Consider the following 24,559-nt stretch of genomic DNA (forward strand, 5'->3'; position numbering starts at 1 on the left):
AAATCAAACCGTTATCGGAAACTGGCTTTACCTAGGGAAATTCAAGGAGAAGGAGGCCGGATTTTGGAATGCCTTTTGCTTTAATACATATATCACTGGAAGTGTTTGCCGCAATCGGCAGGCGCTTTCGCACTGTCCTTGGGCAGTGCATTCTGGCAAGACTCCTCCAAGTAACTTGCCTGAAATGGGAAGGGCCGGCTCCATGCGGGGGCGCCGGCCCTTTTCTTTTTTCATCTTTGATTATGCGGTGAAGCGGATGCGCTTCATTCGTTTTTTTCTTCCTTCTTGAAAAGCCCGGCCACCCAGGTGAGCAGCTTGAACACGCCCAGACCGCCCAGGATACCGAAGACCAGTTGCAGCAGCGGCGGCAACTCGGAAAGAAAACTGTCGAACCATTGCAGAATGTCAGCCATAGGATAAAAACTCGCGGATTGAAAACAGGGTGTCATCATACCACACGGCACGCCGGTCGAGGCCTGCGATGCCGCGCTTCAGCCGATGAAGATTTCCGTCTTTTCGGTGTCGAGATCGATTTTAAGAATGCGGTGATTGTTGGTGTCGGAGACGTACAGGGTCTTGTCGAGGCACAGCACCCCGGCCGGTTCCCACAGGCGCGTGCAGCGTGTGTCGTCGCACACAATGTCCACCGACGCCTCGACCGTGTGCACTTCGTGCGTCGCCAGGTCCAGCACGCGGATTTTGTGATTGTAGGAATCGGCGATGAACACCGCCCCCTCCACGTAATGCACGCCCAGCGGGTGCTGCAGGATCGCTTCCTTGCCGACGCCGTCGCGGTCGCCGAAATCAAACAGCCCGGTGCCGACGTACGTCTCCACCTTGCCCGGCCCGCCCAACTCAATGGAACGGATGGCGCTGGTCTCGCTGTCGGCCAGAAACAGTTTGCCGTCGCCGACGGTCAATCCGCTGGGCTGCGCGAACGGCGCCTGCAAACGCGGTCCGTCCTGCAACGCTTCCGCACCGCTGCCCGCAAACTGCTCGACGGTGTCGTCCGTTGGATTGTATCGCCCGATCTGGTGCGTGCCCGCGTTGGCGAAATACAGCGACCCCTCATGCCACGCCACGTCCCACGGCGAACTGATGCCGGTCTGGAGCGCCGGCTGGGTGTCGCGCAGAAACCCGCCCTGCGTGCCCGTTCCGGCAACCGTATGGACCTGCTTTGCTGCGAGATCGATTTTGCGCAGCAGGTGGTTTTCCGTATCCGCCACCCAGAGGACGCCGTCCCGAAAACACAATCCCTGCGGCCGGTAAAACGCCGCGTCCGCAAACCCGCCGTCCGCATGCCCAACCTCACCACTGCCGATGCGGTGCAGGAGGGTTCCGTTCTTGTCTGCCACCACCACCTGGTTGTGGTTGGCGTCGGCGATGGCGAACTGGCCGTCCTGCTCGCTGTAGGCGATCTTGCCCGGAAAACTCAACGCGCTTTTCGATGCCGGTTGCAGTGGACGGATCAACTCCGCCGCCTTGCCGTCCAGAAACCCTTTCTCGCGCAACTCCGCCACCAGCTTGTCGAGCGTCTCCTCCAGCAGATCGACGTTCGGCTCTCCCGGCAGTTGGCCGAGGATATAGCTGTCCGGCCCGACGAACACGAGCGTCGGCCAGGCGCGGATGGCGTACCGGTTCCAGATTTTGAAGTCGCGGTCGTGCACCACCGGGTGCACGATCTCGTAACGCTGGATGGCCTGCTCGACGTTGCCCGTCACCTTCTCGCCGGGAAACTTGGGACTGTGCACGCCGATCACGACAACCGTATCGGGAAACTTTTCCTCGATGCGTTTGAGCGTCGGGATCACGTGGATGCAGTTGATGCAGCAGTACGTCCAGAAATCGAGGATGGCGATCTTGCCTTTGAGGTCCGCGAGATCCAAAGGACGCGCCGCGTTGAACCACGGCAGGTCTCCCGCTTCCAGGGACGGCGCATGGATCAGGTGCTCATTCATAAGCTTTCTGGATGGCCCCTTCGGCGGCGGGCTGGATAACGTCCCAACCCACATCGGGACGTTTGGTCACGGTGATGAAGTCCGCCATCAGAAACACGCTGACGACGCCGTCGATGCCAAACAGCGCCGTGGCCACCGGCGACTCCGCCGCCGCCTCGGCATTGGGATAGGTTTTGTGTCCGCTTTCGAGCGCGGGTTTGTCGAGCGTGAACTTCAACGCGTTTTCATTTGGCGTCGAGGACACCTGGATGTTGACCGGCATGATAAACGTTCCTCCTCATTCTGTTATAGGGATACAATTCGTAGGGTCTTTGATTCGATTTGCGGATCATGCAGCGCTGGACGTCGGGCGGAAAATGCCGAACGAACTGGTGTACCCGTGCAGAAAGGTATTCTGCCCCACGGGTCCGATCTCGCCATTGCAGAAAAAACCTCCCAGCGGAATTTCGCCCAGCTTTTCCTTGAAGACGTTGCAATCGTGATTGGCCACCCCATACAGGTACTGACCCCGGCCGAGGCAGGAGAACAAAAGCGCTCCGCACACGTCGTCGCGCTTGCCCTGTTTCGAGTAGCGGCTCAGCATGACCGTGAGGTCTTCCGCCGACATCACCTTGTCACGCAGATGAAACTGCACGAGTTGACCTTCGCGCAGGGGAGCGCCGATGGACAAGGCGCCGGTCTCCCGGTCCACGCCGATCAGGTTGCGGATCAAAAAATCGCCCTGCCCGGGGTTGTCCTTAAGCGGGTCCATCTCGATGCCGAGGAACAGCGACGTCTGCATCAGCTTGCGGTCGTTTTCACTGAGACTCTCAACCATTTCTTCCAGCACCTGCAACGGCGGCTTGTTGTCCACTTCCTCCAGCAGGTATTCGCTGCACTTGGTGATGTTGAGCGGCTCGCCGATCGGCCGGCAACCCTGCGCGACAATCGTGTCCAACCGGATGTTGCCGCTCAACGCCACGCCAATGAGCCCGTTGTTGTACATGTTGTCACCGAGGTACAACACATTGCCGCCCTGGAAATTCGCGCCGCTCGCCAGCCCGCCCACCTTCGGCGCATTGGGATACGCGTAATCCATCCCGGCCAGAAACTCCTCGCCGCGAAACGAAAACGGATCGGCCAGCAGGATGAACTGCGGATCGCTTTCCGCATCCACGCCCAGCCAGTCCCGCCACACACTGGGCGCGGTATCCGGATCGGGCAGGGTGAGGGTGTCGGTTTGCACCTTCTGGATGGTCACGCCCGGCAGGTGCGCGCAGGTGATGCTGAACGCGCCCCGCTGCTCCACTTCCTGACCCCCGCCGATGATGCCGCCGCCGGTGCAGCCGAGCAACATGCCGAACGGCAATTGCTCGCCGAGCAGTTTCGGGATCGCCGCCAGTTTCTCTTTAAAATGCGGCGACACGAACAACACCGTCAGGTGGATTTCGTGATCGCCCATCTGCTCGCGCACCGCCTTCGCGGTTTCCTCGATGCACTGTTCGATGGTTTCGCCGGTCGATATGCTAGAGGCCCATTTCATCCGGAACTCTCCTTCAGTCTGATTAAAAAAATTTGTATGGCCGGATTCAAACTCATCCGTGTGGAACTTCAGCCTCCTCCCCGCGCAATGCGCGGAGCGCCGATTCCACCGTGCGGGTGCCGTTCAACACGCAGTCGGGGATGCCGACGCCGTGGTAGGCGCTGCCCGCAACAAACAGGCCGGGATACTGCTTCAGTTCATTGTACAACGATTCGATCAACTGGCCATGATCGACATGATACTGCACATTGCCTTTTTTGTACTGGAATACCTTGTAGAATTCGGGCTCGTTTTTAAAACCCATGATGTCCTGCAGTTCGCCCAGCACGGTTTTGTAAATGTCTTCTTCCGGCTGCTCGGCGTAACGTTCATTCAACGCGCCGCCGACGTAGGAACGCAGCAGCACGTAATCCTCCGGCGCGCGCCCGGAGAACTTCGACGTCACCCAGGTGCAGGCGCTGATCTTGCGTCCTTCGCTGTACGGCACCACAAAGCCAAACCCTTTGAGTGGGTGCTTGAACGTGTCCTTTTTGAACGCCAAGGTCACCGCCGCCGTGGACACAAACGGGATTTTCCCAAGCAGCTCCGCCGCCCGCGGCGCCACCGGCTCGAACAACTTCGCCGTGACGTTCGCCGGGGTGGTCACCACCACCGCATCGGCCTTCATGCGCTCACCGTTGTCCAGCTCCAACTCCCAATGCGTGTCCTTCTGCACCAGGGAATGCACCCGCGTGCCGGAGCGGAAAGCGATGTCCGGCGACCGCTCGATGATGCGGTCGATCATCGATCCCAGCCCGTTTCTGAGACTCAGAAAAAACGTGAACGGCGTGTAGCCTTTTTTCGGCACCGAAGGCGGAGCCGCATTCATGCGCTGGCGTTTGGCCGCCAGCATGCCCAAGATCAGCGACCGGTACTTCTTTTCCGTCTGCGCGAACATGGGAAACGTGCTGTGCAGACTCATCGTTTCCGGATCGCTGGAATAGATGCCGCACATCAAAGGCTGCGCCATGCGCTGCAAGGCCTCTTCGCCCAAGCGGCGGCGCACGAACGACGCCAGGCTTTCGTCGCGCTGGCCCATCTTCTTCGGGATGAACAGATCCATCGCCATGCGCACCTTGCCCGGAATGCTGAACAAGGGCGACAGCGCGAACGGCAGAAACTTGGTCGGCACCATCAAGGTCAACCCGTCGGGCAGGGTGACCATCTTCTTATTGAGGTAAACGTAAGTCTTCGGCGTCTCCGGGCGCGTGCCCATCAGCTCGTCTTCGAGCCCGATCTTCTTGCACAACTCGATGCCCCACGGTTTCTGCGAGATGAAGGAGTCCGGCCCGCGCTCGAGCACGAACCCGTTTTCGCGGAGCGTGCAGATCTTGCCACCGAAGCGATCCGAGCCCTCGATCAGCGTGCACTCGATGTCGCCGTGCCCCGCATCGTACTCCTCCTGAATGCGGTACGCCGCCGCCAGCCCGGCGATGCCGCCCCCGATGATGACCAGTTTTTTCATGGCGCTAATTATGACAGGTTTCCCCCGGTGAGGCAATCGGACGAAACCCCATGATTTTTCGAGGGACGGGGGTTTAAACCGTAATGCTTTTGCACAAATAACGCCTTCTCCACCAAGGGAGAAGGCAAAATTCCCTTTGAGGCGGCCGGGTTAAAACCCCGCCGGGTCTTTGCCGCCTTTCACGCGGCGGCCGGCGACGAAGGTCTGGTCGATGAAGTTCTCGCCGAAATAATACACGAGGTCGCGGTGGTCGCCGGTTTTGAGGATGTTGAAATCGGCGCGCTGACCGGGCAGCAAGCCGCCGTACTCGCGGTGGTGACCCAGCGCCTTGGCCGCGCCATAGGTCGCCGCCGCCAGCGCCTGCCCCGGCGTGATGCGGTACATGTTCGCTGCCAGGTAAATCACCGTTTGCATGTTGTATGTGGGACAACTGCCGGGGTTGCAGTCGGTGGCCAGGGCCAGCGTCACCCCCGCGTCGAGCATGCTGTGCACCAGCGGTTGCTTGGTGCCGCCCAGAAACAGGGTGACGCCCGGCATCAGCACCGCCACCGTGCCCGCGGCATGCATGGCCTGAATGTCCTTCGGCGTGGCGTACTCCAGGTGATCGCACGACAACGCGCCCAGCCTCGCCGCCTCGTACGATCCGCCCTGATGCGACAACTCCTCCACGTGGGCGCGCAGGTCGAATCCGAGCAGTTTCGCCTGAAGAAAAACAAGGCGCAGATCGGCGACGGTGAACACGTTCTTCTCGCAGAAGATATCGACGCCGTCGGCCAGGCCGCGGAACTTCGGCAGGTTTTCGAGCACGAACTCGACGTACTGCGTGCGTTTCATCGGGCGCGGGATGGCGTGCGCGCCGAGGTAGGTCAGCGTGACCGGCACCTTGAGCGCCTGCCGCAGGCGTTTGCCCACCTTCAGCATTTTGGTTTCCGTCTCCAGATCCAGTCCGTAGCCGGACTTGATCTCGAACGCCGTCGTGCCCAGCGCCATCATGCGTTTCATGCGGCGCTTGGCCTGATCGTACAGCGTGGCCTCCGTGGCCTGCCGCGTGGCCTTCACCGTATCGTGAATGCCGCCGCCCTTGTTGAGGATTTCGAGATACGACACACCGCTGACGCGATCCACCATCTCGTCCTTGCGTTCGCCGCCATAGACCAGATGCGTGTGACAATCGACGAAGCCCGGCACCACCGCACGGCCTTTCACATCGATCACCCGCGTGTAGCGGTTGGCGGGCTTGACTTCCGACTCCCTCAGAATTTTATCGACGCGCCCGCCTGTGACCAGCAGCGCGCAGTTCGTACGCACGCGCACATCGGGCTGCGAGGTGGCATCCGCCTGGATCAACTCTCCGATATTGCGAAAACACAGCGTTTCGGTCATAGCCCCTCGTCTGACAATGAGATCTTTGCAAAATCATTGGAAGTCAGAGGATGTCACCCTCACCCCAGCCCGTCACTCCGTGAGTGCTCCCATCAAGGGAGAGGGAGTATTAAAGGTTCCTTCTCCCCTGGCGGGAGAAGGTTAGGATGAGGGGGATTCATGGCTCTTCCTTTATTCGAGCACCAATGAAAATTTAAGTTTCTCAACACTTACATCAATCGCAAAGGTCTCTCCGGCAATCGGAACTTTACGCTTTGGGGAGATGCACCTTGCGTTGTTTGGCGATGTGTTTCGCGTCGTCGTACCCGGCATCGACGTGGCGCGCCACACCGAGACCCGGATCGTGGGTGAGCACGCGGTCGAGTCGCTCGCCCTTCTTCTTCGTGCCGTCGGCGACGATCACCATGCCCGCGTGCAAACTATTGCCCATGCCAACGCCGCCGCCGTGATGGAAACTGACCCAGCTTGCGCCGGAGACGGCGTTGACCGTGAAATTCAACAACGGCCAGTCGGCCACGGCGTCGCTGCCATCGAGCATGCCTTCGGTTTCGCGATTGGGCGACGCGACGCTGCCGCAGTCGAGGTGGTCGCGACCGATGACGATGGGCGCCGCCACCTTGTTCTTTTTGACCAGTTGATTCATCACCTCCCCCATCTTCGCCCGCTCGCCGTACCCCAGCCAGCAGACGCGCGTCGGCAACCCCAGCACCGGCACCTGTTTCTGCGCTTTCTGTATCCAACGGTGCAGCGCTTTTTTTTCGGGGAAGGTGTCGAGCACCGCCTGATCGACCGCATGCAAATCCTTTTTCTTGCCGGAGAGCAACGCCCAGCGGAAGGGTCCCTGCCCTTCGCAGAACAACGGCCGGATGTAGGCCGGCACGAATCCCGGATAGAGAAACGACCCGTCGCCGTGGCGCACCGTGAGGCCGCCCGACTCCGCCTGTCCGCGCAGGTTGTTGCCGTAATCGAACACGACGCAGCCTTTCGTTTGCAGATCGATCATCGCCTGGCAGTGTTTCACCGCCGTCTCCAGCGAACGTTTGCGGTAGGTGTCGGGATCGGCGTCGCGCAGTTTCATGAGCGCCTTGTAGTCGCCCAGCTCCGGCACGTAGGTCATCAGGTTGTGCGCCGAGGTCTGGTCGGTGACGATGTCCGGCAACCGCTTGCCGTCCGCCAGTTGACGCGCCACCGTCGCGCCGTTGGCGACGAGGCCGACGCTGATGGGCTCGCCCGCTTTCACAGACCGCTCGATGATGTCCAATGCCTCATCCAGATTCTTTGCGGCGCGGTCGAGATAGCCTTCCTGGAGGCGGCGTTCGACCTGTGCCGGGTTGACCTCCGCCACCAGCACCGAGGCCTCGTTCATCGTGCCCGCCAGAGGTTGCGCCGCGCCCATGTTGCCGAGACCGGCGGTGAAGATCCATTTGCCCTTGAGGCTTGGCTGGTTGAAATCGATCTGGCCGCAGGCGCCGAAGGTTTCGTAGGTGCCCTGCAGGATGCCCTGGGTGCCGATGTAGATCCAGCTGCCCGCCGTCATCTGGCCGTACATCATGAGGCCGAGGCGGTCGAGGTGATCGAAATGGTCGTCGGTGGCCCAGTGCGGCACCAGGTTGGAGTTGGCGATGATGACGCGCGGCGCGTCCGCATGCGTGCGTGCGATATAGACGGGTTTGCCCGACTGCACGCACAGCGTCTCGTCTTTTTTGAGGCGTTTGAGTTCGGCGACGAGACGGTGGTATTCCTTCCAGTTGCGGGCGGCGCGGCCGGTGCCGCCGTACACGATGAGTTGCTTCCAGTCGAGGGCGACGCGGTCGTCGAGATTGTTCATCAGCATGCGCAGCGCCGCTTCCGCGTCCCAGTCGCAGCAGCGGAGTTTGAGCGAGGTGGAGGCGCGCGGCGCTTTTTTCGGGCACAACTCCGGGTACAGCGGGCGCTGTGGGCGGGACGATGGCTTCAACCCGCTGGGTGGTGCGGACGATCGGCGTTGACGATTCAATCAAACCTCCTTGCGCGAGGCGACCCCCAGGCAGAAGTGGTAGAACATCGATGCGGCCAGGCGGCCGGTGCGTTCTTCTTCAATCAACGGATTGTATTCGGACAGGTCGAACAGCTTCACCTTCCGGTTCAGCCCGGCGATGCGTGCGATCTCCAACGCCTCGCTGCCGCGCAGCCCCATGACCGACGGACAGGACACGCCGGGGCAGTCCGCCATGCGCACCGAGTCGAGGTCGAAACTGACGAACACGGCATCGCAGTCCCAGGACACGCGTCCGAGCGCGGCGTTGAACCAGCCGAGCGCGTCGTCGTTCATGTAGATCTCAGACAACCAGTGGATGTGCCCGTGCCTGTGGCGGACATACTCCACGTGTTCTTTCGCGGCCTGGCTGCCCTGCGTGGCGAATTCGATGAAATGCTCGCCAGAAAAACGGGCGTCCTCCAGCATCAGCCGGAACGGCGATCCGCTATGGGCCTGACCGTCGATCAACGGGCGCACATCCAGATGCGCGTCCACATTGAGAGCCCCCACCGGCCGGTTTTCATACGCGTCGAGCAGGGCCTGCATGTTCGGCCAGGACTGGTCGTTGCCGCCGCCGACGACGAACGGAAGCCCCCCTTTTTCGAGGATTTCCGCCACTTTCGCGGTCAGCGCGGCGTGGGCCTGTTCCAGCGGCAGGCCGACGGCGACATCGCCCGCATCGGCAATACGCAGCCGCGACAGCTCGACCCCGAATTCCGGGTTGTACACGGTGCCGTAGCGCCGGAGCCAGGCGCGCATCGCTTGCGGGCCCTGGCGCGCGCCCAGCCGCCCGCCGTTGCGCCCCACGCCCTCGTCGTACGGGAAGCCCAGCAGGACCACATGGCCTTCCGTTCCCGGATATATGATGTCTGCCAGCCTGGGGTCGTCCTTCATCTTACCTTTATAGAACGGTTGCCGGGCTTTGTAAACCGCCCCACAGGTCAACCTGTTGTTTTTCAAATTTTACATGGACTTTATAAAATAGGGTTTGATATATTTTTTAGCTGAAACCCAACGATCACATCCATACAAGGGAGAAGGAACATGGCAGATTCCATCCAGGCACTGAAACAGGCTGTCGAGTTCGAGCGGTCGGCTCTGGAGCAATACCAGATTGCTCTCAAACACGCGACCCACAAAGAGACTCAGGAAGCGCTGCAAGGCTACATCACCGACAAGGAGCAGAAGATCGACACCCTGTCGTGGTTCATCATGGCTGAATCCGGTTCGGTGGAAACCTCTTCGGAGTCCGAAGCCGCGTCCGGCGAAGCGTCCGGCGGCGCCAGCAAGTGCCCGTTCTCGAAACAGTTGGCGGATATGGGGATCGACATCACCCAGATGAAGCCCCCGACTTTTGAATAAATATATCTCGTTTGAATGAGAGGCTTTTATGGCTCTTGATGAACCCAGAGATCTGTTGATCGAGTGTGCGGCCTGCAACATCGAAAACGTGTTTTCGGAGTACACGCCGGATCAACCGACCTTCTGCAACCAGTGCCGGGACCGGCTGATTCATCCCGACTTCAACGAAACCCACGCCGAATACCGCTGCGAGGAATGCGGCTTCTCGGTGTGCCTGTTGAAGGAAACGGAATTCGATGAGGGCAACACGCCCTGCCGCTGCGGCAGCACCAATGTGTTCAAGGTCGATCCCTCCACCATCGCCGAAGACGCCGAGGAAGCCGGGGCGTTCGAGCTGGAGGAGGAAAACGAGAAGGACAATTTCGACTGGTACCGGTCGGAGTCTTCCGGTCCCTTGGACGATTACAACGAACTGTTCGATCAGGACCCGGGTTACAACTGATCCGGGGTCCTGACCTCCCCTTCATTTCCCGCAGTGCCTCCCAAGGGAGCGGTGCGCCCGGCCGGGGGCGGCATCATTTCTCCAACCGCACCCGTTTGAGATACAGCAATTCCATCGCGTTGAGGTGCAGGCCTTTCACATCCGGTTTGACCAGCACGTTGTGCGTCAGCCCGAACAGGGAAACCAGCGCCGCGTCGGTTTCGGTCAACAAGGTTTGCGCCGTGTCATAAATGGCCTGACGTTTTTGGGGATCGCGCTCCGCCGCGCCCCGGGCGATCAACGCGTCGTAGCGGGGATTGGCCCAGTTGAGGTGATTGTTGCCGCTGGTCGAGGTGAACAGGTTCATGAAGTTGTCGGGATCGGGGAAATCCGCGCCCCAGCCCAGCCGGTACACCGGCGGCGGGTCCAGACGCAGCCGGCTCAAAAACACCTTCCACTCCATGCTCTCCAGCGACACCTCCAGATCGAGATGCTTTCTCCACTGCGCCTGCACGAACTCGGCGATCAGTTTGTTGGTGGCGTCGGTGTTGTAAGCGATGGCAAACGGCGGAAACCCTTTCCCGCCCGGAAAGCCCGCTTCCGCCAGCAGGCGGCGCGCTTTCTCCGCATCGAAATGCGGACCGATGTCCGGGTTGTAACCAAACATGCCTTTTGGAATCCACGATGCCGTCGGCAACTCGCCGCCTTTTAAAATCACCGGAATCTGCTTGCGATCGATGGCGTGCGCCAGAGCGCGCCGCACGCGGGCGTCGTCGAACGGTGCCTTGCCGTTGTTGAAACCGTAATAGTAACCGCGCAGCAGGGGTAGGTTGCGGTACTCGGGACTGCTCCTGTAATGGGGGATGGCCACCGGCGGCAACTCCACCATATCCAGTTCGCCCGTCTCGTACAGCGTCAACTCCGTCGTCGGTTCGCGCACCACATACAACAGCACGCGGTCCACCTGCGGCCGGCCTTCATAAAACCGGTCGTTGGCTTTGAGGATCAGTTTGTACTCGTGCTGCCATTCGTGAAGCGTGAAGGCTCCGTTGGTGACGATGTGTTGCGGATCGGTCCAGCGGTCGCCGTGACGTTCCACAATGTCGCGGCGCATGGGAAAGGTGACCATGAAGGTCGTGATGCTGGGGAAGTAAATGACCGGACGTTCGAGCTGCACCTCCAGCACCGTGTCCGAGAGCGCACGCACGCCGACCTGGTCCGGATTTTTCAATTGGCCGGAATTGTAAGCGTGGGCGTTTTTCACATCGAACAGGAAGTACGCGTACTCGGCGGCGGTGGCCGGATTGAGCAGGCGTTTCCACGCGTATTCGAAATCGTGCGCGGTGACGGGTTTCCCATCCGTCCACACCACATCGTCGCGCAAATAGTAAGTGAGGGTCTTGCCGTCGTTCGAAAACTGCCAGCGGTGGGCGATGGCGGGCACCGGTTCCAGGTTTTCGTTGTACTGCGTGAGGCCTTCCATGATGTTGGTCAGGACGTCGAAGGACACGTTGTCCGTCGCCAACGACCAGTCGAGCGTGGGCGGCTCGGAATGGATGGCCAGACGCAGGGTGCGCGCGGTGGCATCGCTCTCCGGCCCGTTGGAACAGCCTGCCGCCGCGAACGCGAGGAACGCGCCCAGCACCGCCACCCGTCCGGCCCGCCACAGTGCGATGTGTCCCGATACAAGGTTCATCCGACTACCATACCAGAATCGGCGTGCCGGGCAAATGCGGCAGATTCCGCCGCCGAGATTAGGCCTTTACTTTTCACCTGACATCTATAAAATTGATTTTTTCCATTCATCACACGTGCGGAACATGGCCAAAAACCAGAACGTTGACGACATCACCTGGATCCGGCGCTGGATCAAAAAGGGTCTCAGCAAGGACAAGAAGACCCTCGATCTGTCCAACAAACGGTTCGACCTGCAAATCGCCATCGACGTCGCCGAAAATATGGCGGTGCCCGGCATCGAGTTCCTGCATCTGACTCACTGCTGGATGAAGGACAGTTATCTGGAAGAGATCGTCGAGGGCGAACTGTTTCGGGGCATTCAGGAACTGTGGCTGAACGAGAACCTCATCCGCACCCAGGGTGCGGAGTACCTGGCCGAATGTGAAAAACTGGATAACCTGCGTTACCTGAGCCTGTACTCGAACAAGATCGGGCCCGAGGGCGCCGAAGCGCTGGCCGAGTCGCCGCACCTGTCCAAGCTGGAAACGCTGGATCTGTCTTTCAACAAGGTCGGCGATGCGGGCGCCGTGGCGCTGGCGAATTCGAAATCGCTGTCCCGGCTGAAAACGCTGCATCTCGATGCCAACGGCATCGGTAAGGACGGCATGCAGGCCCTGGCGGAATCGCCGGGACTGAAAAAACTGGAAACGCTCAACATGACGTACAACCTGATCGCCCCTGAAGGTTTTGAAATCCTGCGCCAGTCCCAACGCCTGGCCGCGCTCAAGGAATTTCGTTTCGACTCCCCTGCCGACAATGACTGAATCCCAAACCAACATACAGGACAATGGCCTGCGTACGGTCCAGTCCATTGCGGACAAACTGGCGTTGCGCCACACCACGCTCGATCTGAGTTACGACTCGCTGGGCGATGCCGGGGCCATTTTGATGGCGCGTCACAAAGACCTGTCGCACGTGCGGGTGCTCGACCTGTCGTGGAACGACATCGGCGACGCGGGTGTCGAGGCGCTGGCGCAATGCGCGTCGTTGAAAAACCTGACCCACCTGCACCTGGACTCGAACGCCATCAGCGACCGGGGTGCGACGGCGCTGGCGCGATCGGAACATCTGCCGCAACTCAAGCTGATCAACCTCACCAACAACCGCATCGGCGATGCCGGAGCGCTGCGCCTCATCAAGTCGCGCAAACTACCGAAGCTGGAATTTCTGGAACTGGAGCTGAACCGCATCGGCGAAACGCGCCTGACGCAGTTTCCCGACGGTACGGCCAACCCGGCCCTGCGCTGGCTGAACTTGAGAAAAAATAAAATCGGTACGGAAACGCTGGCCGACTGGGTGCAGACCGGCGTGTTCTCACCGCTGGAAGTGCTCAACCTGGGCTTCAACCGCATCGACGACGCCGGGGCCAAACTGCTGGCCAAGTCGCCCACGGTCAACCGCCTGCACAAGCTGGTGATCGATTTCAACTCGATCCACGACGAAGGCGCGCGCGCCCTGGCCCAATCCAAAAGCCTCGCCAACCTGCGCGACCTGTACACCCATCAAAACGATTTCACCCGCGAGGGCGAACAGGACCTGCTCGATTTCCGCATCCGGCAACTGATCAAGACGCGCGGCAAGAACGGGTCGCTCAACCTGAACGGGCACAGCCTCGGCAACAAGGGATTGCAGGCGCTGTCGCGGTGTCCGGACATGGCGAAGGTCGAACACCTGTCATTGCGCAACAACTACATCGACCACATGGGCATGGTGGCGCTGGCGCAATCGGAGCATCTCAAAAGTCTCAAGTCGCTCAATCTGATGGACAACCCCATCGGCGACAAGGGCATGGCGGCGCTGGCCGATGCGCCCTTCACCGCGTTGCGTACGCTGAACTTGGAGAAGACGGGGATCAAGGTGGCCGGAGTGCAGGCATTGGGCACCTCCCGCACGCTGACGCAATTGGAAGAACTCAACCTCAGCCACAACGACTTCAGCAACCAGGGCGGTAAAATTCTGGCCCAGTCGCCCAACTTTGCCCGTCTCAAAACCCTCCGTCTGTGGAACACGTGGATGGAAAGCAACGGTGTCGTCGCCTTGGCCTGTTCCCCCAACATGGCCAATCTGAACGAACTGCGGCTCAGCAGCAACGGCATCCGGCTGTCCGGATTCGTCGCGCTGTCGGAATCGCCACACTTCAAATCGCTCAACGTGCTCGATATCCGGCGCAACCCGTTCTGCATCGACAGCTTCAAACTGTTCACCGAGTCGGAGCGGTTTCTGAAACTGAAAGAGTTTCGCTTCTGATCCACCCGCTTTCTCCCAATTAAAAAACAACCCATAGATTCTTCGCTCCGCTCAGAATGACAAGCGGGCGTGACTCCGGTTCCCCCTTGTAAGGGGGCCAGGCGGGGGTCTTCCTTTTAAATCCTTCGCGTCAGCGAAGGAAAGATGAGCCACTTCATTAAAAGCTTCTCGTCGCGGGCCGCTCCTCAAAACAACACGGAAGGAAAAAGCCCCCAGCCCCACTACGTGGGGAGGAAGCAAGGTACTGCTCTCCCAAGGAACGATGATCTGAGGGCCCATTCTTTAATACAACTTGCTTCCTCCGGGTGTTACCCGGCCCTTCGGAGAAGGGGGACCCGATTCCTTCCTGTCTCTTGGCGGGAATACTTTAGAATGACACTCAACGGTTAGCGTGTCATTCTGAGCGAAGCGAAGAATCTATGTTTTCTTTCCAGTAGAGACACAGGACCCGTTGCACAATCCACACCCAATAAAAAACCCCCGGAACCGAACGGCTCCGGGGGTTTTGTTTTTGTAACTGGAAGTGCGGTCAGGCAATCGCCAGAAAGTTGCAGGCCTGGTAGCAGGCGTTGCAGTTGATGCACAGATCCATGTCGATGTGTGCCGAGACTTTCTTGGTGCCGCCGGTGATGGCTCCCGTCGGGCACGGCTTGATGCACGCGCCGCAGGCCACACAGTCCTCTTCCTTGACCACGTAGCGGTACAGGCCGGTACACATGGCCGCGTCGCAAACCTGGTCGTCGATGTGCCGCTCGTACTCCTTGCGGAAATACTTGAGACCGCTGAGCACGGATTTGACCGCCGTCTCGCCCAGTCCACACAGCGACGTGACGTTGATCTCCTCACTCATCGCCTGCAACTTGTCGAGGTACTCCATCTTGCCGCGGCCTTCGGCGATGTCGTCCAGCATGTTCTTGATGAGCGTCAGGCCGATGCGGCAGGGCGTGCACTTGCCGCAGGTTTCCGATTCGTTGAAGCCGATGGAAAACCGCGTCAGGTCGATGACGCAGGCCGAGTTGTCGTACGCCGACAGGCTGGCCTGACCCATGATGGCGCCCGCGTCGATCAGGCTTTCGTAGTCGGTCTTGGTATCCAGTTTCTCCGGAGGCAAAAAGCCACCGGTGACGCCGCCCAGGTGCACCACCTTCAACTCTTTTTTCTTCAGGATGCCGCCGCAGAAATCGTTGATGATCTCGCCGACGGTGGTGTTCATGTCGAACTCCATCAGCCCGTTGTATTTCAGGTTGCCGGCGATCGCCCAGGTTTTGCAGCCCGGCGAATTTTCCGGTCCCATGGTGCGGTACCAGTCGGCACCCTGCCTGACGATTTCCGTCACCGTCGCCCAGGTCTCGGCATTGTTCAAATTGGTCGGGTAGCCGAACACGCCTTTTTCCGAGGAGTGCGGCGGCTGCGCTTTCGGAAACGGGCGCTTGCCTTCGACCGAGGCCATCAGCGCCGTCGATTCGCCGCCGATGAACGCTTCCATGCCTTCGTGCACGTAGCCGTCGATGCTGAAATCCGTACCCAGTATGTTGTTGCCCAGGAAGCCGCGTTCGCGCGCCGCTTCCAGCGCCATGTTCAGGCGGCGCACGGCGATGCCGTAGTCCGAGCGGGTGTAGATGATGGCGTCGGTGGCGCCGATGGCGTAGGCGCCGATGATCAGGCCTTCCAGCACCTGATGCGGCGAGCCTTCCATGACACTGCGGTCCATGTAGGAGGCCGGGTTGCCTTCGTCGCCATTGACCATGATGAAGCGGCGCTCGCCCGGCGTGTTCGCGGTTTTCTCCCATTTGTCGCCGGTGAAATAACCGCCGCCGCCCTTGCCGCGCAGGCCGGACTGGCGCACTTCCTTGCGCACTTCTTCCGGTGTCATGGTGGTCAGCGCTTTTTTCAACGCTTCGTAACCGCCCACTTTGATGTATTCGTCGATGCTCTCCGGATCGATGTTGCCCCCATGCTTCAACGCCACCCGGGCCTGCTTTTCGAGGTTTTCGTAATAATCGGGCTTGGACGCCAGTTTGGCGAACGGTTTGCCCCCCAGCACGTGGTCCTTGAAAATCTGCGGCACGTTGGCCACCTTCACGCGTTCGTAGGTGACGCGCGGCTGGCCGGGGACGTACACGTCCACCAACACATCGCGGCTGCAATAACCACGGCAGCCAACCTGGCCGATCTCGCAACCGCCACGCTCCGCCAGCTCCGCCGTCGGGGCGTGCTCGGCAATCAGCTTTTCAAATTCCGCATAAACGTCTTTCGACCCTTCGGCCTGGCCACTGAGACTCATGCAAACCGTCACTTTGATGGTTCCTTTGGTCTGGTCCGTGGCTTGAGGCTGTGTCGCTTCCGCAACCGTCATGGGGATCTCCTTGTTTACCTGTAGTTACCGGATCGAACGGTATATTTATCAGTTTTGTTAAAAACGCTTGATTCCATTGAATTTAGAAACGCCCGAACCACCAAGGATCGCGGACCTTTCCGGACTTTCTACCTTCTCACATTTCGCGAGAATTTTCCAGAAATTCTAGTGAGCCCACCCCCAATTGTCAACCCAATCGACGGCTCCAATCCAGAGAAAACCCGAAAAAATTCAAGGCCTCCGGCGGACCTCACCTCTCCCTGCACCCCCTCCGCGAAAATAGCGCACCCCCCATCCCCAAAATATCTTCAAGCCATTGATTTATTGAGCTTTTTCTTAAACCCAAGTCCGTAAGCGCTTGCAGGGACTGCGATGCCCAACACAGCGCCCGCATTGTTCTGCGACTTGGCCGGGTACCGCGGTGCCGTTTGAACGCGGGTCATTGGGACGCGGGTCATTGGGACGCGGGATTCAGTTCCTTGGCGGGCAGGGTAGCGAACGCGGATTTCAAATAGGCCTGCACCGGGTCGGGCAGGGCTGCGATGTTGCGGCCGGGAATCGCCTGCGCCAGGTAGTTTTCGATCTGTCCCTGGTAGGTGATGAGCTTCCAATCACCTTGTCCATTCGGGCGAATGAAATTTAGGCGCACCACCTCCGTCAACCACAACTCGCTGCGCGGGTCCTGCATGCTGCCGGTCACGCGCACCCGGGCGCGCAGGCCGGTGTCCTCTTCCTCGGCCAGGCTTATCACCTGCACCTCGTAGTCGCTTTCAAACTTTTTGGCCACGATGTCGTAGGGCGGGGCAAACCCGAGGTCTTTCAGCTTCGCCTTATCCAGCGATTGCAACGACGTGATCACGTGCTGCTGCAAGGATTGTTTTGCCGTGGCGTCCTTCGATGCGGAGTTGCCCGCGTCCGTACAAGCGACCAGTCCGCACAACACCCCCAGCATTCCGTACCATTTGAAGACTCTGTTGGCTGCGATCAAAACCACCTCCCGGTTCAGGCTGTCACGGCATTTGTGGATTCGCGGGCATTATAGTACGAATTGAACGGCGTCGCGCCCCCATTTTTCCAACAGGCGAAACGGGTCGCCCCTTTGGACACAGCCTCCGGGTTTTCCCCTTGTCTGGCTCTCTAAAATTCCATACAATCAATGCCTCACACTCCTTCTCCTTGAAACGTCAAACCCGATTGGAAGCGACCATGATCAAAACCAGTGTCAAAACGGACGATGTGCTCAAACATAAAACCGACTGCCTGATCGTGCTGTGCCCCGAGAAAAAACCGGCGGGCGTGGTGAAGGCCATCGACGGCCTGCTGCACGGCGCCATTTCCGCTGCCTACAAGGCCAAGCGGTTTGAAGGCAAGGCCAACCAGACCTGTTCCCTCAGCGTCATGGGGCTCATGGGCGCGCAACACCTGATTCTGGTCGGAGTGGGCAAAACCAAGGACATCAAGGAAGAGCCACTGCGCCAGGCGGCGGGCACCGGTGTGAAGCTCGCCGAAAAATCCCGATTCAAAAAAGTCGCGCTGCACCTGCCGGAAGGCGATGCGGGCAAGCTGGCCAAATCCAAGGGGGGCAAGTATGGCGACCCCATTGGCGCGGCGCTGGCCGAAGGCGCGCACCTGGCGCTCTATCATTTCGACGCCTACAAACACAAAGATGAAGACGATCCGCCCAGCCGCATTCAAGAGATCGTGTTCCTCGTCAGTTCGAAAGCAAAGGTGCCTGCGTTTCAGAAGGGCATGCAGTCCGCCGAGAAACTGGCGGAGGCGGTGCTCACCACGCGCGACCTGATGACGCACCCCGGCAACACCGCCACGCCGGGCTACCTCGCCGACGCCGCGCGCAAGCTGGCGCGCCGGCACAAGTTCACCTGCCGCGTGCTCGAAAAGAAAGACATGCAGCAGAAAAAGATGGGCGCGCTTTTGGGCGTGGCTCGCGGCAGTCACGAACCGCCGAAGTTCATCGTCATGGAATACAACGGCGGCAAGAAAAACCAGCCTCCGGTGGTGATCGTCGGCAAGGGCATCACCTTCGACACCGGCGGCATTTCCCTCAAACCACCGGCAAGCATGGATGAGATGAAGTTCGACATGTCCGGCGGCGCGGTGACCATCGGCACCCTCGCGGCCGTGGCCAGCCTGAAACTGCCGGTCAACGTGGTCGGCCTCGTTCCGGCGACGGAGAACATGCCCGGCGGTTCCGCCATCAAGCCCGGCGACATTCTGACCGCCTCGTCCGGCAAGACCATCGAGGTGTTGAACACCGACGCCGAAGGCCGTCTGGTTCTCGCCGACGCCTTGGTGTACGCGCAGAAATACAAACCGCGTGCGGTGATCGATCTGGCCACGCTCACTGGCGCGGTGATCGTCGCCCTCGGTCACGTCGCCACCGCCGTGGTCGGCAGCGACGACAAGCTGATCCAGAACCTCATCGACAGCGGCACCGAAACCGGCGAACGCGTGTGGCAGTTGCCGCTCTATGAAGAATTCGAAAAAGCGGTGAAGGGCGACATCGCCGACCTCAAGAACATCGCCGGCGCCGGGGTCGGTGCGGGCACCATCACCGCCGCCGCGTTCCTGAAAAATTTCGTCGGCGATTTTCCCTGGGCGCATCTCGATATCGCCGGCACCGCCTGGGGGTCCGAAGAAAAACCTTATGTGCCCAAGGGCGGCTCCGGAGTGGGTGTTCGCCTGCTGGTCCATTACCTGAAGAATCTCTAAACCATGATCGATTCCATCATCATTTTCATCCACCTCATGTCGGCGGGCGTGGGGGTGGGGGCCAGTGTGTACTGCCTCTACCTGCTGCTGCCGCGTTTCGACAAGCAGGAACAGGGCAAGGCGCTCGACGAGGATTCCATCACCTACAAACTGCTCGACGCGCTGGTGCCGACGGTGTTCGTGGCAATGTTGATGCTCGTCGGCTCCGGCATTTATTACCTGATGGAAAACTACACCGAGCAGGTGAACCTGAAAGACGGCTATTACAACATCTTCGGCATCAAACTGGTCTTCGCCCTCGCCGCGTTCTTCCTGAGCGTGTACCTGACCTTCGGCCTGCGTCCGCGCATTTCCAACCTCGACCTGAAACCGAAAGAGGCGCGCAAAGAAGTGCGCCCGACGCTGGACACCATGCGCCTGTTGAGCCAGGTCAACCTGATCACCATCACGTTCGCCGTCTTTATGGGAATTTATCTGGCACGGTTCTGACTGTCATGACCGATCGTTGGACAGAAACCCTGCAACCCCTCATCGCCGAAGGCAACACGCTGAAGGCATCGGCCATGAACCGGCACGACGCACGTTTCTCCGGCTGGCATGCGAAAGCGCGGGGCTTCGTGCAGGAGTTCGCGCCCAAAAAACGGCCCACCTTCGATGAAATCCGGTTCGCCTCCGACTTCCTCTTGTCCAAACCCGAGGACGACCAACGGGAGATCAACGACCGTATCGCGCTGATGAGCGATTTCGATCTGTGTTTTGAGTTGCTGGAACAGGTGGCGGAGGTCGCGGCGGAAGAAGAGAAAAAAGCCAAAGCCCGCCGGCTGGCCACGCCGCAGACACCTGCATCGCGGGAACCCGCATTGCGGGAACCCGCATCGCAGGCACCCGCGTCACCATCGCCCGAGAGCGCACCGGCACCGGCCACCTCTTCCGGCGATCTGCGCGCGGTGGTGGATCGCATGGATTTGTCGGCCCGCGATAAGGAAGAAATCCTGGCGGAGATCGAACGCGTCGAGCGCGCCCTGTCGAAACCGCAACCGGACTGGGACCAGATCAAACGCGTCATCCGTTTTCTTCTGGATTGCGACCGCACCTTGGCCATCGAAGCCATCCCGCTCATCCTGGCACGCCTTCCGAAAAGCTAGTTGTCACGCCTCGTCATTTCCAGTACCATGATTTTTGAAGACGTTATGGGAGTTCATGTATGACTGAAAACAACCCGCAGCCCGCCGATCCTTCGGCCCCGTCCGCACAGGCGGAGTTTTTGACCGAAGAGGTGCCCGCCCCGCCGCACAAGCCGGAAGAGGAGATCAACCTCAACGAATTGTTTCCGGAAGCGGACCAGGACCTCAACGACCTGTTCCCGGAACCGGAGTTGAAGACCCTGCTGAAAAAAGTCCACAAGCAGAAGCACGACATCGAGACGATCAAGGACCGTTTCCTTGAGGACCACGACGGCATCGACGAACCGGAAGACGCACCGGAACCGGACGATATCGAACCGGAGTCCGCATCCGACGACACACCGCCCGCCGCATCCTGATTTATTTCGTATTTTTAAAATGAGTGAACGCCGCCCGGACTAGGGCTGTGTTGGCGGGGAGTTGTGGTAGGGGTTTTGGGTGGAGCCGGACTGCGTGCGGTTTTGCATCGACCGGGTGTCGCGTTCCAGTTGCTTCAATACGTTTTCCATGTGGTCGTAGCCCAGCCGGTAATTGAGCGCGCCGTAGGTGTCGCGGGCGTGCATGAAGGCTTCCATCGCCTCGGCCATGCGCTCCATCTTCCAGTACAGTTGCCCCAGGTTTTCATGCACACTGCCGAAGACGCGATTGCCGTGTTCCTCTTTTAAAATCTCCAGCGACTTCAGATACCAGCTTTCCGATTCTTCCAGGTTTTCAAATTTCATGTGCATGTCGCCGATGTCCTTGAGCGCCGTGGCCTGCCCCAGCACGTCCTGATTCTGCGTGTGGTATTTGACGGCCGTCAGATAACTTTTCTCGGCGTCGCCGGTGCGCCGCGCCCACACGTAGAGATCGCCCAGCGATTCGTACGTGCTGGCCACGTGGGGCCAGTCCTGCCGCTCTTCGAAAATGGCGATGGCTTTCCTGTAGTTGTCGGCGCCGGCGTCGAACTCCCGGTAAAAATAATTGTCCGAGGCCTTGTGCAGGTACGCGGCGGCAGGGTCTTCCGGTTCCTTGTAGGGATTGAGGTCTTCCTGGCTGGTCTGGATGGGCTGTTCGCGGATGATGGTGAACGGCAGGCCGAGCAGCAACACGAAGCCGACAAAGAGAACAATGCGTTTTTTGGTCACAAACCGGAGCATTGGGGACCCCATGTGGAATCAACAGACACCCGATTATACCTTACCGGCGGGGGCCCGGTCGAACGCATTTGAAGCGGCCGGGCATCCGGATTGATTTCCCAAACCTTACACGTTGAAGCGGAAGTGCAGGATGTCGCCGTCGCGCACGATGTACTCCTTGCCTTCCAATCGCATTTTGCCCGCTTCCTTGACGGCGTGTTCGGATTTGTATTGCACGAGGTCGTCGAAATGAAACACCTCGGCGCGAATGAAACCGCGTTCGATGTCGGAATGGATTTTGCCCGCCGCCTGCGGCGCTTTCGAATTTTTACGCACGGTCCAGGCACGGTTTTCTTTTTCACCGACGGTGAAGAATGTGCACAGGTCGAGCAACTGGTAGCCTTCGTTGATCATGTGATAGAGCCCGGTTTCTTTCAATCCCATCTCGTCCATGAACACCTTCTGTTCCTCGGGGTCCTCGACTTCCATGATTTCCATTTCCAGCTTGCCCGCCAGCACCACCACCGGCGCGCCTTCCTTTTGCGCAATCTCTTTCGTGGCCTTGACGTGCGGGTTGTCATCGGCGCGGGCGGGGTCATCGATGTTGCACACGTAGAGCACGGGCTTGGTGGTGAGCAGGTTGAGCGATTTGACGAAGCGTTCCTCCTGCACGGTGGACAAGGGAAGAAAGCGGGCGGGCTTTTCCTCTTCCAACGTGCTCATCAACTTCTGGATCAGCTCCAACTGCCACTTGGCGTCCTTGTCGCCGCTTCGGGCGGTTTTCTCCAGCTTCAGGATGCGTTTTTCGAGGGTTTCCATATCGGCGACGATCAACTCCATGTTGATGACGTCGATGTCGTAAGCAGGGTCCACTTTGGAATGCACGTGCATGACGTTGTCATCGTCGAAACAACGCACGATGTGAGCGATGGCATCGACCTCGCGGATGTTGCCGAGGAATTTGTTGCCCAGTCCTTCGCCGCGCGAGGAGCCCTTCACCAGTCCGGCGATGTCCACGAATTGCAGGGTCGTCGGCGTGATCTTTTTGGCCGCCACCAGTTGGTTGATGGTTTCGAGCCGCGGGTCGGGCACTTCCACCATGCCGACATTGGCCTCCACGGTGGTGAAGGCGTAGCTGCCGGACTCCGCCTGGGTTTTGGTGAGAGCGTTGAAGATAACCGATTTGCCGACGTTGGGCAGGCCGACCAGGCCGCAGGTGAATCCCATAATGCGAGTGTCTCCGTTTCTATTTTCTGAACGAATGGTGGAGGTTGTTGAATGACTTCAAAAACATGAGGCTCATCAGCACGAACAGGGCGTAGGCGCTGATCCATTTGAAAAATTCGGCGGCGCTCACGAAACTCAGCAGGGTGAGAAAGTACACCGCGCCGACGTTGCCATAGGCCCCCGCCATGCCTGCCATCTTTCCGGTGAGGTCCTTGCGGATCAAAGGCACCATGGCGAAGCACGCGCCGTTGCCCGCCTGCGCCAGCATGGAACACACCACAGCCAGCGTGATGGCCGCGGTCAGCGACCATTCCGGCGTGATCGTGCCCATAAACCAATAACAGATCAAACACCCCAATACCAGAACAAACAAAACGCGGCGACGGCCGATCTTGTCCGCCAGCCAACCGCCACTGGGACGCGTCACCAGGTTGAAAAACGCAAACGCCGATCCCAGGATGCCCGCCGCCGTCGCCGACAGGGCAAACGTGGTTTCGAGATACTCCGGAAACATGGAGATCACCGCCAGCTCCGAACCGAAGGTGAGCGCATAGACGAAACTCAGCACCACGATCTGCTGGAACGGGTAATGCCGTTCTTCGGGAACGCCGGTACGCAGGCGCGGCAGGTTGACCTGCACGCAACGGTAGATTTCAAACAGGCAGAACACGCCCACCGCCGTCAGCAGCCCCGTCATCTCCCAGGACGACAGCAGCGGCGTGGCGGGATCGGACAGTTTCCACACGAACACGCCGAGCGCGCCGTACAGGGGCAGGAACAAAAAAATCTGCAACACGAGGTCGCGATACGAGGTGACCTCGATGGTCTTTTCGAGAGTGACCGGAAACTGCGTCGCCCGTTCCGGAACTTCCTTTGCATGGCGGTGGTACACAGCCGCCCAGATGAGGCACAACGCGCCGGAAAACCCGGCAGCGATGCGCCAGCCCATATCCGGCGAAAAAAACATGGCTAATGGCGGCAGCGAAAACGCAGCCGCGGCGGCGCCGAAATTGCCCCACCCGGCATAGATGCCTTGCGCCGCGCCCATTTTTTCCGGCGGGAACCATTCGGCGATCATCTTGATGCCGACGACAAACCCGGCGCCGACAATGCCCATCAGCAGCCGCGCCACGAGAAACTCGCTGAATCGCGAACACTGCGCAAAGTACAGACTCACCGCTCCGGCGAACAACAACAGGTACACGAACACGATCTTCGGTCCATGCTGGTCCACCAATGCGCCGATGACGATGCGGGCGGGAATGGTGAGCGCCACGTTGCACACCATGAGGATGCGGATCTGGTCCGCGCTCAACCCCACATGGTGCTCCAGCGTGGTGTTGAACGGCGCCATGTTGAACCAGGCCAGAAACGTCAGGAAAAAGGCGATCCACGTCAAATGCAGGATGCCCTGCTGCTCCCTGTCGAATCCGAACATGTATGAGGGGTCTGTCTGTCGAGACGGTTGTTTATTATTTGTCGAGATCGCTGGACATGACCTGGTACTTGCGCACCACACCCTGATCATCGAACTCGACGATCAGGCTCTTGGTCTTGTCTTTACCGATTGCACTGTACGTGCTTTTTTCGTAAACCCAGACGGGATGCCCGTTCTGAATGCCCTTGCGGAAGGGTTCGCCGAACATGGACTGGATATCCTGTTGGGTGGTGGTGCCCTGAGAAATGTGTTGGGTCTGTGACAGATCGAAATCATGGCCGACGGAGCCGCAACCCGCCAAGGTCAACCCCCCTGCCAGCAATACAGCAAACAGTACATTTATTTTCATGGCTTT

23 protein-coding genes are annotated in these 24,559 nt (G+C 59.5%); 8 read left to right on the forward strand and 15 right to left on the reverse strand.

The window, feature by feature from the left end; genetic code table 11:
- Window positions 1-263: 263 nt before the first annotated feature.
- The 8 genes from QML71_RS10455 to QML71_RS10490 all read right to left on the reverse strand — a co-directional run bounded on the left by QML71_RS10455 (window position 264) and on the right by QML71_RS10490 (window position 9,278).
- On the reverse strand, window positions 264-413 hold the full coding sequence (locus tag QML71_RS10455) for a hypothetical protein (protein ID WP_282011866.1): 150 nt from the start codon (window positions 411-413) through the stop codon (window positions 264-266).
- Between the two features lie 78 nt (window positions 414-491).
- A complete protein-coding gene (locus tag QML71_RS10460; RefSeq protein WP_282011867.1) occupies window positions 492-1,958 on the reverse strand; it encodes a thioredoxin-like domain-containing protein in 1,467 nt (488 codons plus the stop codon).
- On the reverse strand, window positions 1,951-2,220 hold the full coding sequence (locus QML71_RS10465; protein ID WP_282011868.1) for a NifU N-terminal domain-containing protein: 270 nt from the start codon (window positions 2,218-2,220) through the stop codon (window positions 1,951-1,953). Before QML71_RS10465 ends, QML71_RS10460 begins: the two co-directional genes overlap by 8 nt.
- 66 nt (window positions 2,221-2,286) lie before the next feature.
- Window positions 2,287-3,480, reverse strand: coding sequence for an FIST signal transduction protein (locus QML71_RS10470; RefSeq protein ID WP_282011869.1), 1,194 nt, complete (start codon window positions 3,478-3,480; stop codon window positions 2,287-2,289).
- Between the two features lie 52 nt (window positions 3,481-3,532).
- Entirely contained in the window at window positions 3,533-4,984 is a 1,452-nt protein-coding gene (hemG, locus tag QML71_RS10475) for a protoporphyrinogen oxidase (protein ID WP_282011870.1), read from the reverse strand.
- A 150-nt stretch (window positions 4,985-5,134) separates the two neighbouring features.
- A complete protein-coding gene (hutI, locus tag QML71_RS10480) occupies window positions 5,135-6,367 on the reverse strand; it encodes an imidazolonepropionase (protein ID WP_282011871.1) in 1,233 nt (410 codons plus the stop codon).
- 247 nt (window positions 6,368-6,614) lie between these two features.
- Window positions 6,615-8,363 carry a urocanate hydratase gene (gene hutU / locus QML71_RS10485; protein ID WP_282011872.1) on the reverse strand — a complete coding sequence of 583 codons (1,749 nt, stop codon included), beginning with the start codon at window positions 8,361-8,363 and terminating at the stop codon, window positions 6,615-6,617.
- On the reverse strand, window positions 8,364-9,278 hold the full coding sequence (locus tag QML71_RS10490; protein WP_282011873.1) for a formimidoylglutamase: 915 nt from the start codon (window positions 9,276-9,278) through the stop codon (window positions 8,364-8,366).
- 150 nt (window positions 9,279-9,428) lie between these two features.
- Here QML71_RS10490 and QML71_RS10495 point away from each other — a divergent pair, with 150 nt between their 5' ends.
- Both QML71_RS10495 and QML71_RS10500 read left to right on the forward strand, forming a co-directional pair.
- Window positions 9,429-9,746, forward strand: coding sequence for a hypothetical protein (locus QML71_RS10495; protein WP_282011874.1), 318 nt, complete (start codon window positions 9,429-9,431; stop codon window positions 9,744-9,746).
- Window positions 9,747-9,774: 28 nt separating this feature from the next.
- Entirely contained in the window at window positions 9,775-10,188 is a 414-nt protein-coding gene (locus QML71_RS10500) for a hypothetical protein (RefSeq protein WP_282011875.1), read from the forward strand.
- Window positions 10,189-10,261: 73 nt separating this feature from the next.
- On the opposite strand, the gene QML71_RS10505 is transcribed toward QML71_RS10500, so the two are convergent.
- The gene (locus QML71_RS10505; protein ID WP_282011876.1) at window positions 10,262-11,863 is read right to left on the reverse strand and encodes a peptide ABC transporter substrate-binding protein; all 1,602 of its coding nucleotides are present in this window, start codon (window positions 11,861-11,863) and stop codon (window positions 10,262-10,264) included.
- Between the two features lie 124 nt (window positions 11,864-11,987).
- Between QML71_RS10505 and QML71_RS10510 the strand changes: the two genes are divergently transcribed.
- Both QML71_RS10510 and QML71_RS10515 read left to right on the forward strand, forming a co-directional pair.
- Entirely contained in the window at window positions 11,988-12,668 is a 681-nt protein-coding gene (locus QML71_RS10510; RefSeq protein ID WP_282011877.1) for a leucine-rich repeat domain-containing protein, read from the forward strand.
- Window positions 12,661-14,151 carry a leucine-rich repeat domain-containing protein gene (locus tag QML71_RS10515; protein WP_282011878.1) on the forward strand — a complete coding sequence of 497 codons (1,491 nt, stop codon included), beginning with the start codon at window positions 12,661-12,663 and terminating at the stop codon, window positions 14,149-14,151. The genes QML71_RS10510 and QML71_RS10515 overlap by 8 nt, the downstream gene beginning before the upstream one ends.
- 529 nt (window positions 14,152-14,680) lie before the next feature.
- On the opposite strand, the gene QML71_RS10520 is transcribed toward QML71_RS10515, so the two are convergent.
- Both QML71_RS10520 and QML71_RS10525 read right to left on the reverse strand, forming a co-directional pair.
- Window positions 14,681-16,507: an NADH-ubiquinone oxidoreductase-F iron-sulfur binding region domain-containing protein gene (locus QML71_RS10520; RefSeq protein ID WP_282011879.1), complete on the reverse strand. Its 1,827-nt coding sequence runs from the start codon at window positions 16,505-16,507 to the stop codon at window positions 14,681-14,683.
- A 454-nt stretch (window positions 16,508-16,961) separates the two neighbouring features.
- Window positions 16,962-17,495 (reverse strand): hypothetical protein, encoded by a 534-nt coding sequence (locus tag QML71_RS10525; RefSeq protein WP_282011880.1) that lies wholly within the window; start codon window positions 17,493-17,495, stop codon window positions 16,962-16,964.
- Between the two features lie 218 nt (window positions 17,496-17,713).
- On the opposite strand from QML71_RS10525, the gene QML71_RS10530 reads away from it, so the two are divergent.
- From QML71_RS10530 to QML71_RS10545, 4 genes are read left to right on the forward strand one after another with little or no spacing between them, the layout of a single operon-like run.
- The gene (locus tag QML71_RS10530; RefSeq protein WP_282011881.1) at window positions 17,714-19,237 is read left to right on the forward strand and encodes a leucyl aminopeptidase; all 1,524 of its coding nucleotides are present in this window, start codon (window positions 17,714-17,716) and stop codon (window positions 19,235-19,237) included.
- A gap of 3 nt (window positions 19,238-19,240) precedes the next feature.
- The gene (locus QML71_RS10535) at window positions 19,241-19,726 is read left to right on the forward strand and encodes a hypothetical protein (protein ID WP_282011882.1); all 486 of its coding nucleotides are present in this window, start codon (window positions 19,241-19,243) and stop codon (window positions 19,724-19,726) included.
- A gap of 5 nt (window positions 19,727-19,731) precedes the next feature.
- The gene (locus tag QML71_RS10540; RefSeq protein WP_282011883.1) at window positions 19,732-20,382 is read left to right on the forward strand and encodes a hypothetical protein; all 651 of its coding nucleotides are present in this window, start codon (window positions 19,732-19,734) and stop codon (window positions 20,380-20,382) included.
- 59 nt (window positions 20,383-20,441) lie between these two features.
- Complete coding sequence (locus QML71_RS10545; RefSeq protein WP_282011884.1) at window positions 20,442-20,780, forward strand: hypothetical protein; 339 nt, start codon at window positions 20,442-20,444, stop codon at window positions 20,778-20,780.
- A gap of 39 nt (window positions 20,781-20,819) precedes the next feature.
- Here QML71_RS10545 and QML71_RS10550 read toward each other — a convergent pair whose 3' ends face one another.
- The 4 genes from QML71_RS10550 to bamE all read right to left on the reverse strand — a co-directional run bounded on the left by QML71_RS10550 (window position 20,820) and on the right by bamE (window position 24,553).
- Window positions 20,820-21,560, reverse strand: coding sequence for a tetratricopeptide repeat protein (locus QML71_RS10550; protein ID WP_282011885.1), 741 nt, complete (start codon window positions 21,558-21,560; stop codon window positions 20,820-20,822).
- A 105-nt stretch (window positions 21,561-21,665) separates the two neighbouring features.
- The gene (gene ychF, locus QML71_RS10555) at window positions 21,666-22,766 is read right to left on the reverse strand and encodes a redox-regulated ATPase YchF (protein WP_282011886.1); all 1,101 of its coding nucleotides are present in this window, start codon (window positions 22,764-22,766) and stop codon (window positions 21,666-21,668) included.
- A gap of 19 nt (window positions 22,767-22,785) precedes the next feature.
- Window positions 22,786-24,204 carry an MFS transporter gene (locus QML71_RS10560; protein ID WP_282011887.1) on the reverse strand — a complete coding sequence of 473 codons (1,419 nt, stop codon included), beginning with the start codon at window positions 24,202-24,204 and terminating at the stop codon, window positions 22,786-22,788.
- A 34-nt stretch (window positions 24,205-24,238) separates the two neighbouring features.
- Window positions 24,239-24,553 (reverse strand): outer membrane protein assembly factor BamE domain-containing protein, encoded by a 315-nt coding sequence (bamE, locus tag QML71_RS10565; protein WP_282011888.1) that lies wholly within the window; start codon window positions 24,551-24,553, stop codon window positions 24,239-24,241.
- Between the last annotated feature and the right edge of the window lie 6 nt (window positions 24,554-24,559).

The sequence above is a fragment of the Nitrospina watsonii genome, assembly GCF_946900835.1.
GTDB classification, from domain to species: domain Bacteria; phylum Nitrospinota; class Nitrospinia; order Nitrospinales; family Nitrospinaceae; genus Nitrospina; species Nitrospina watsonii.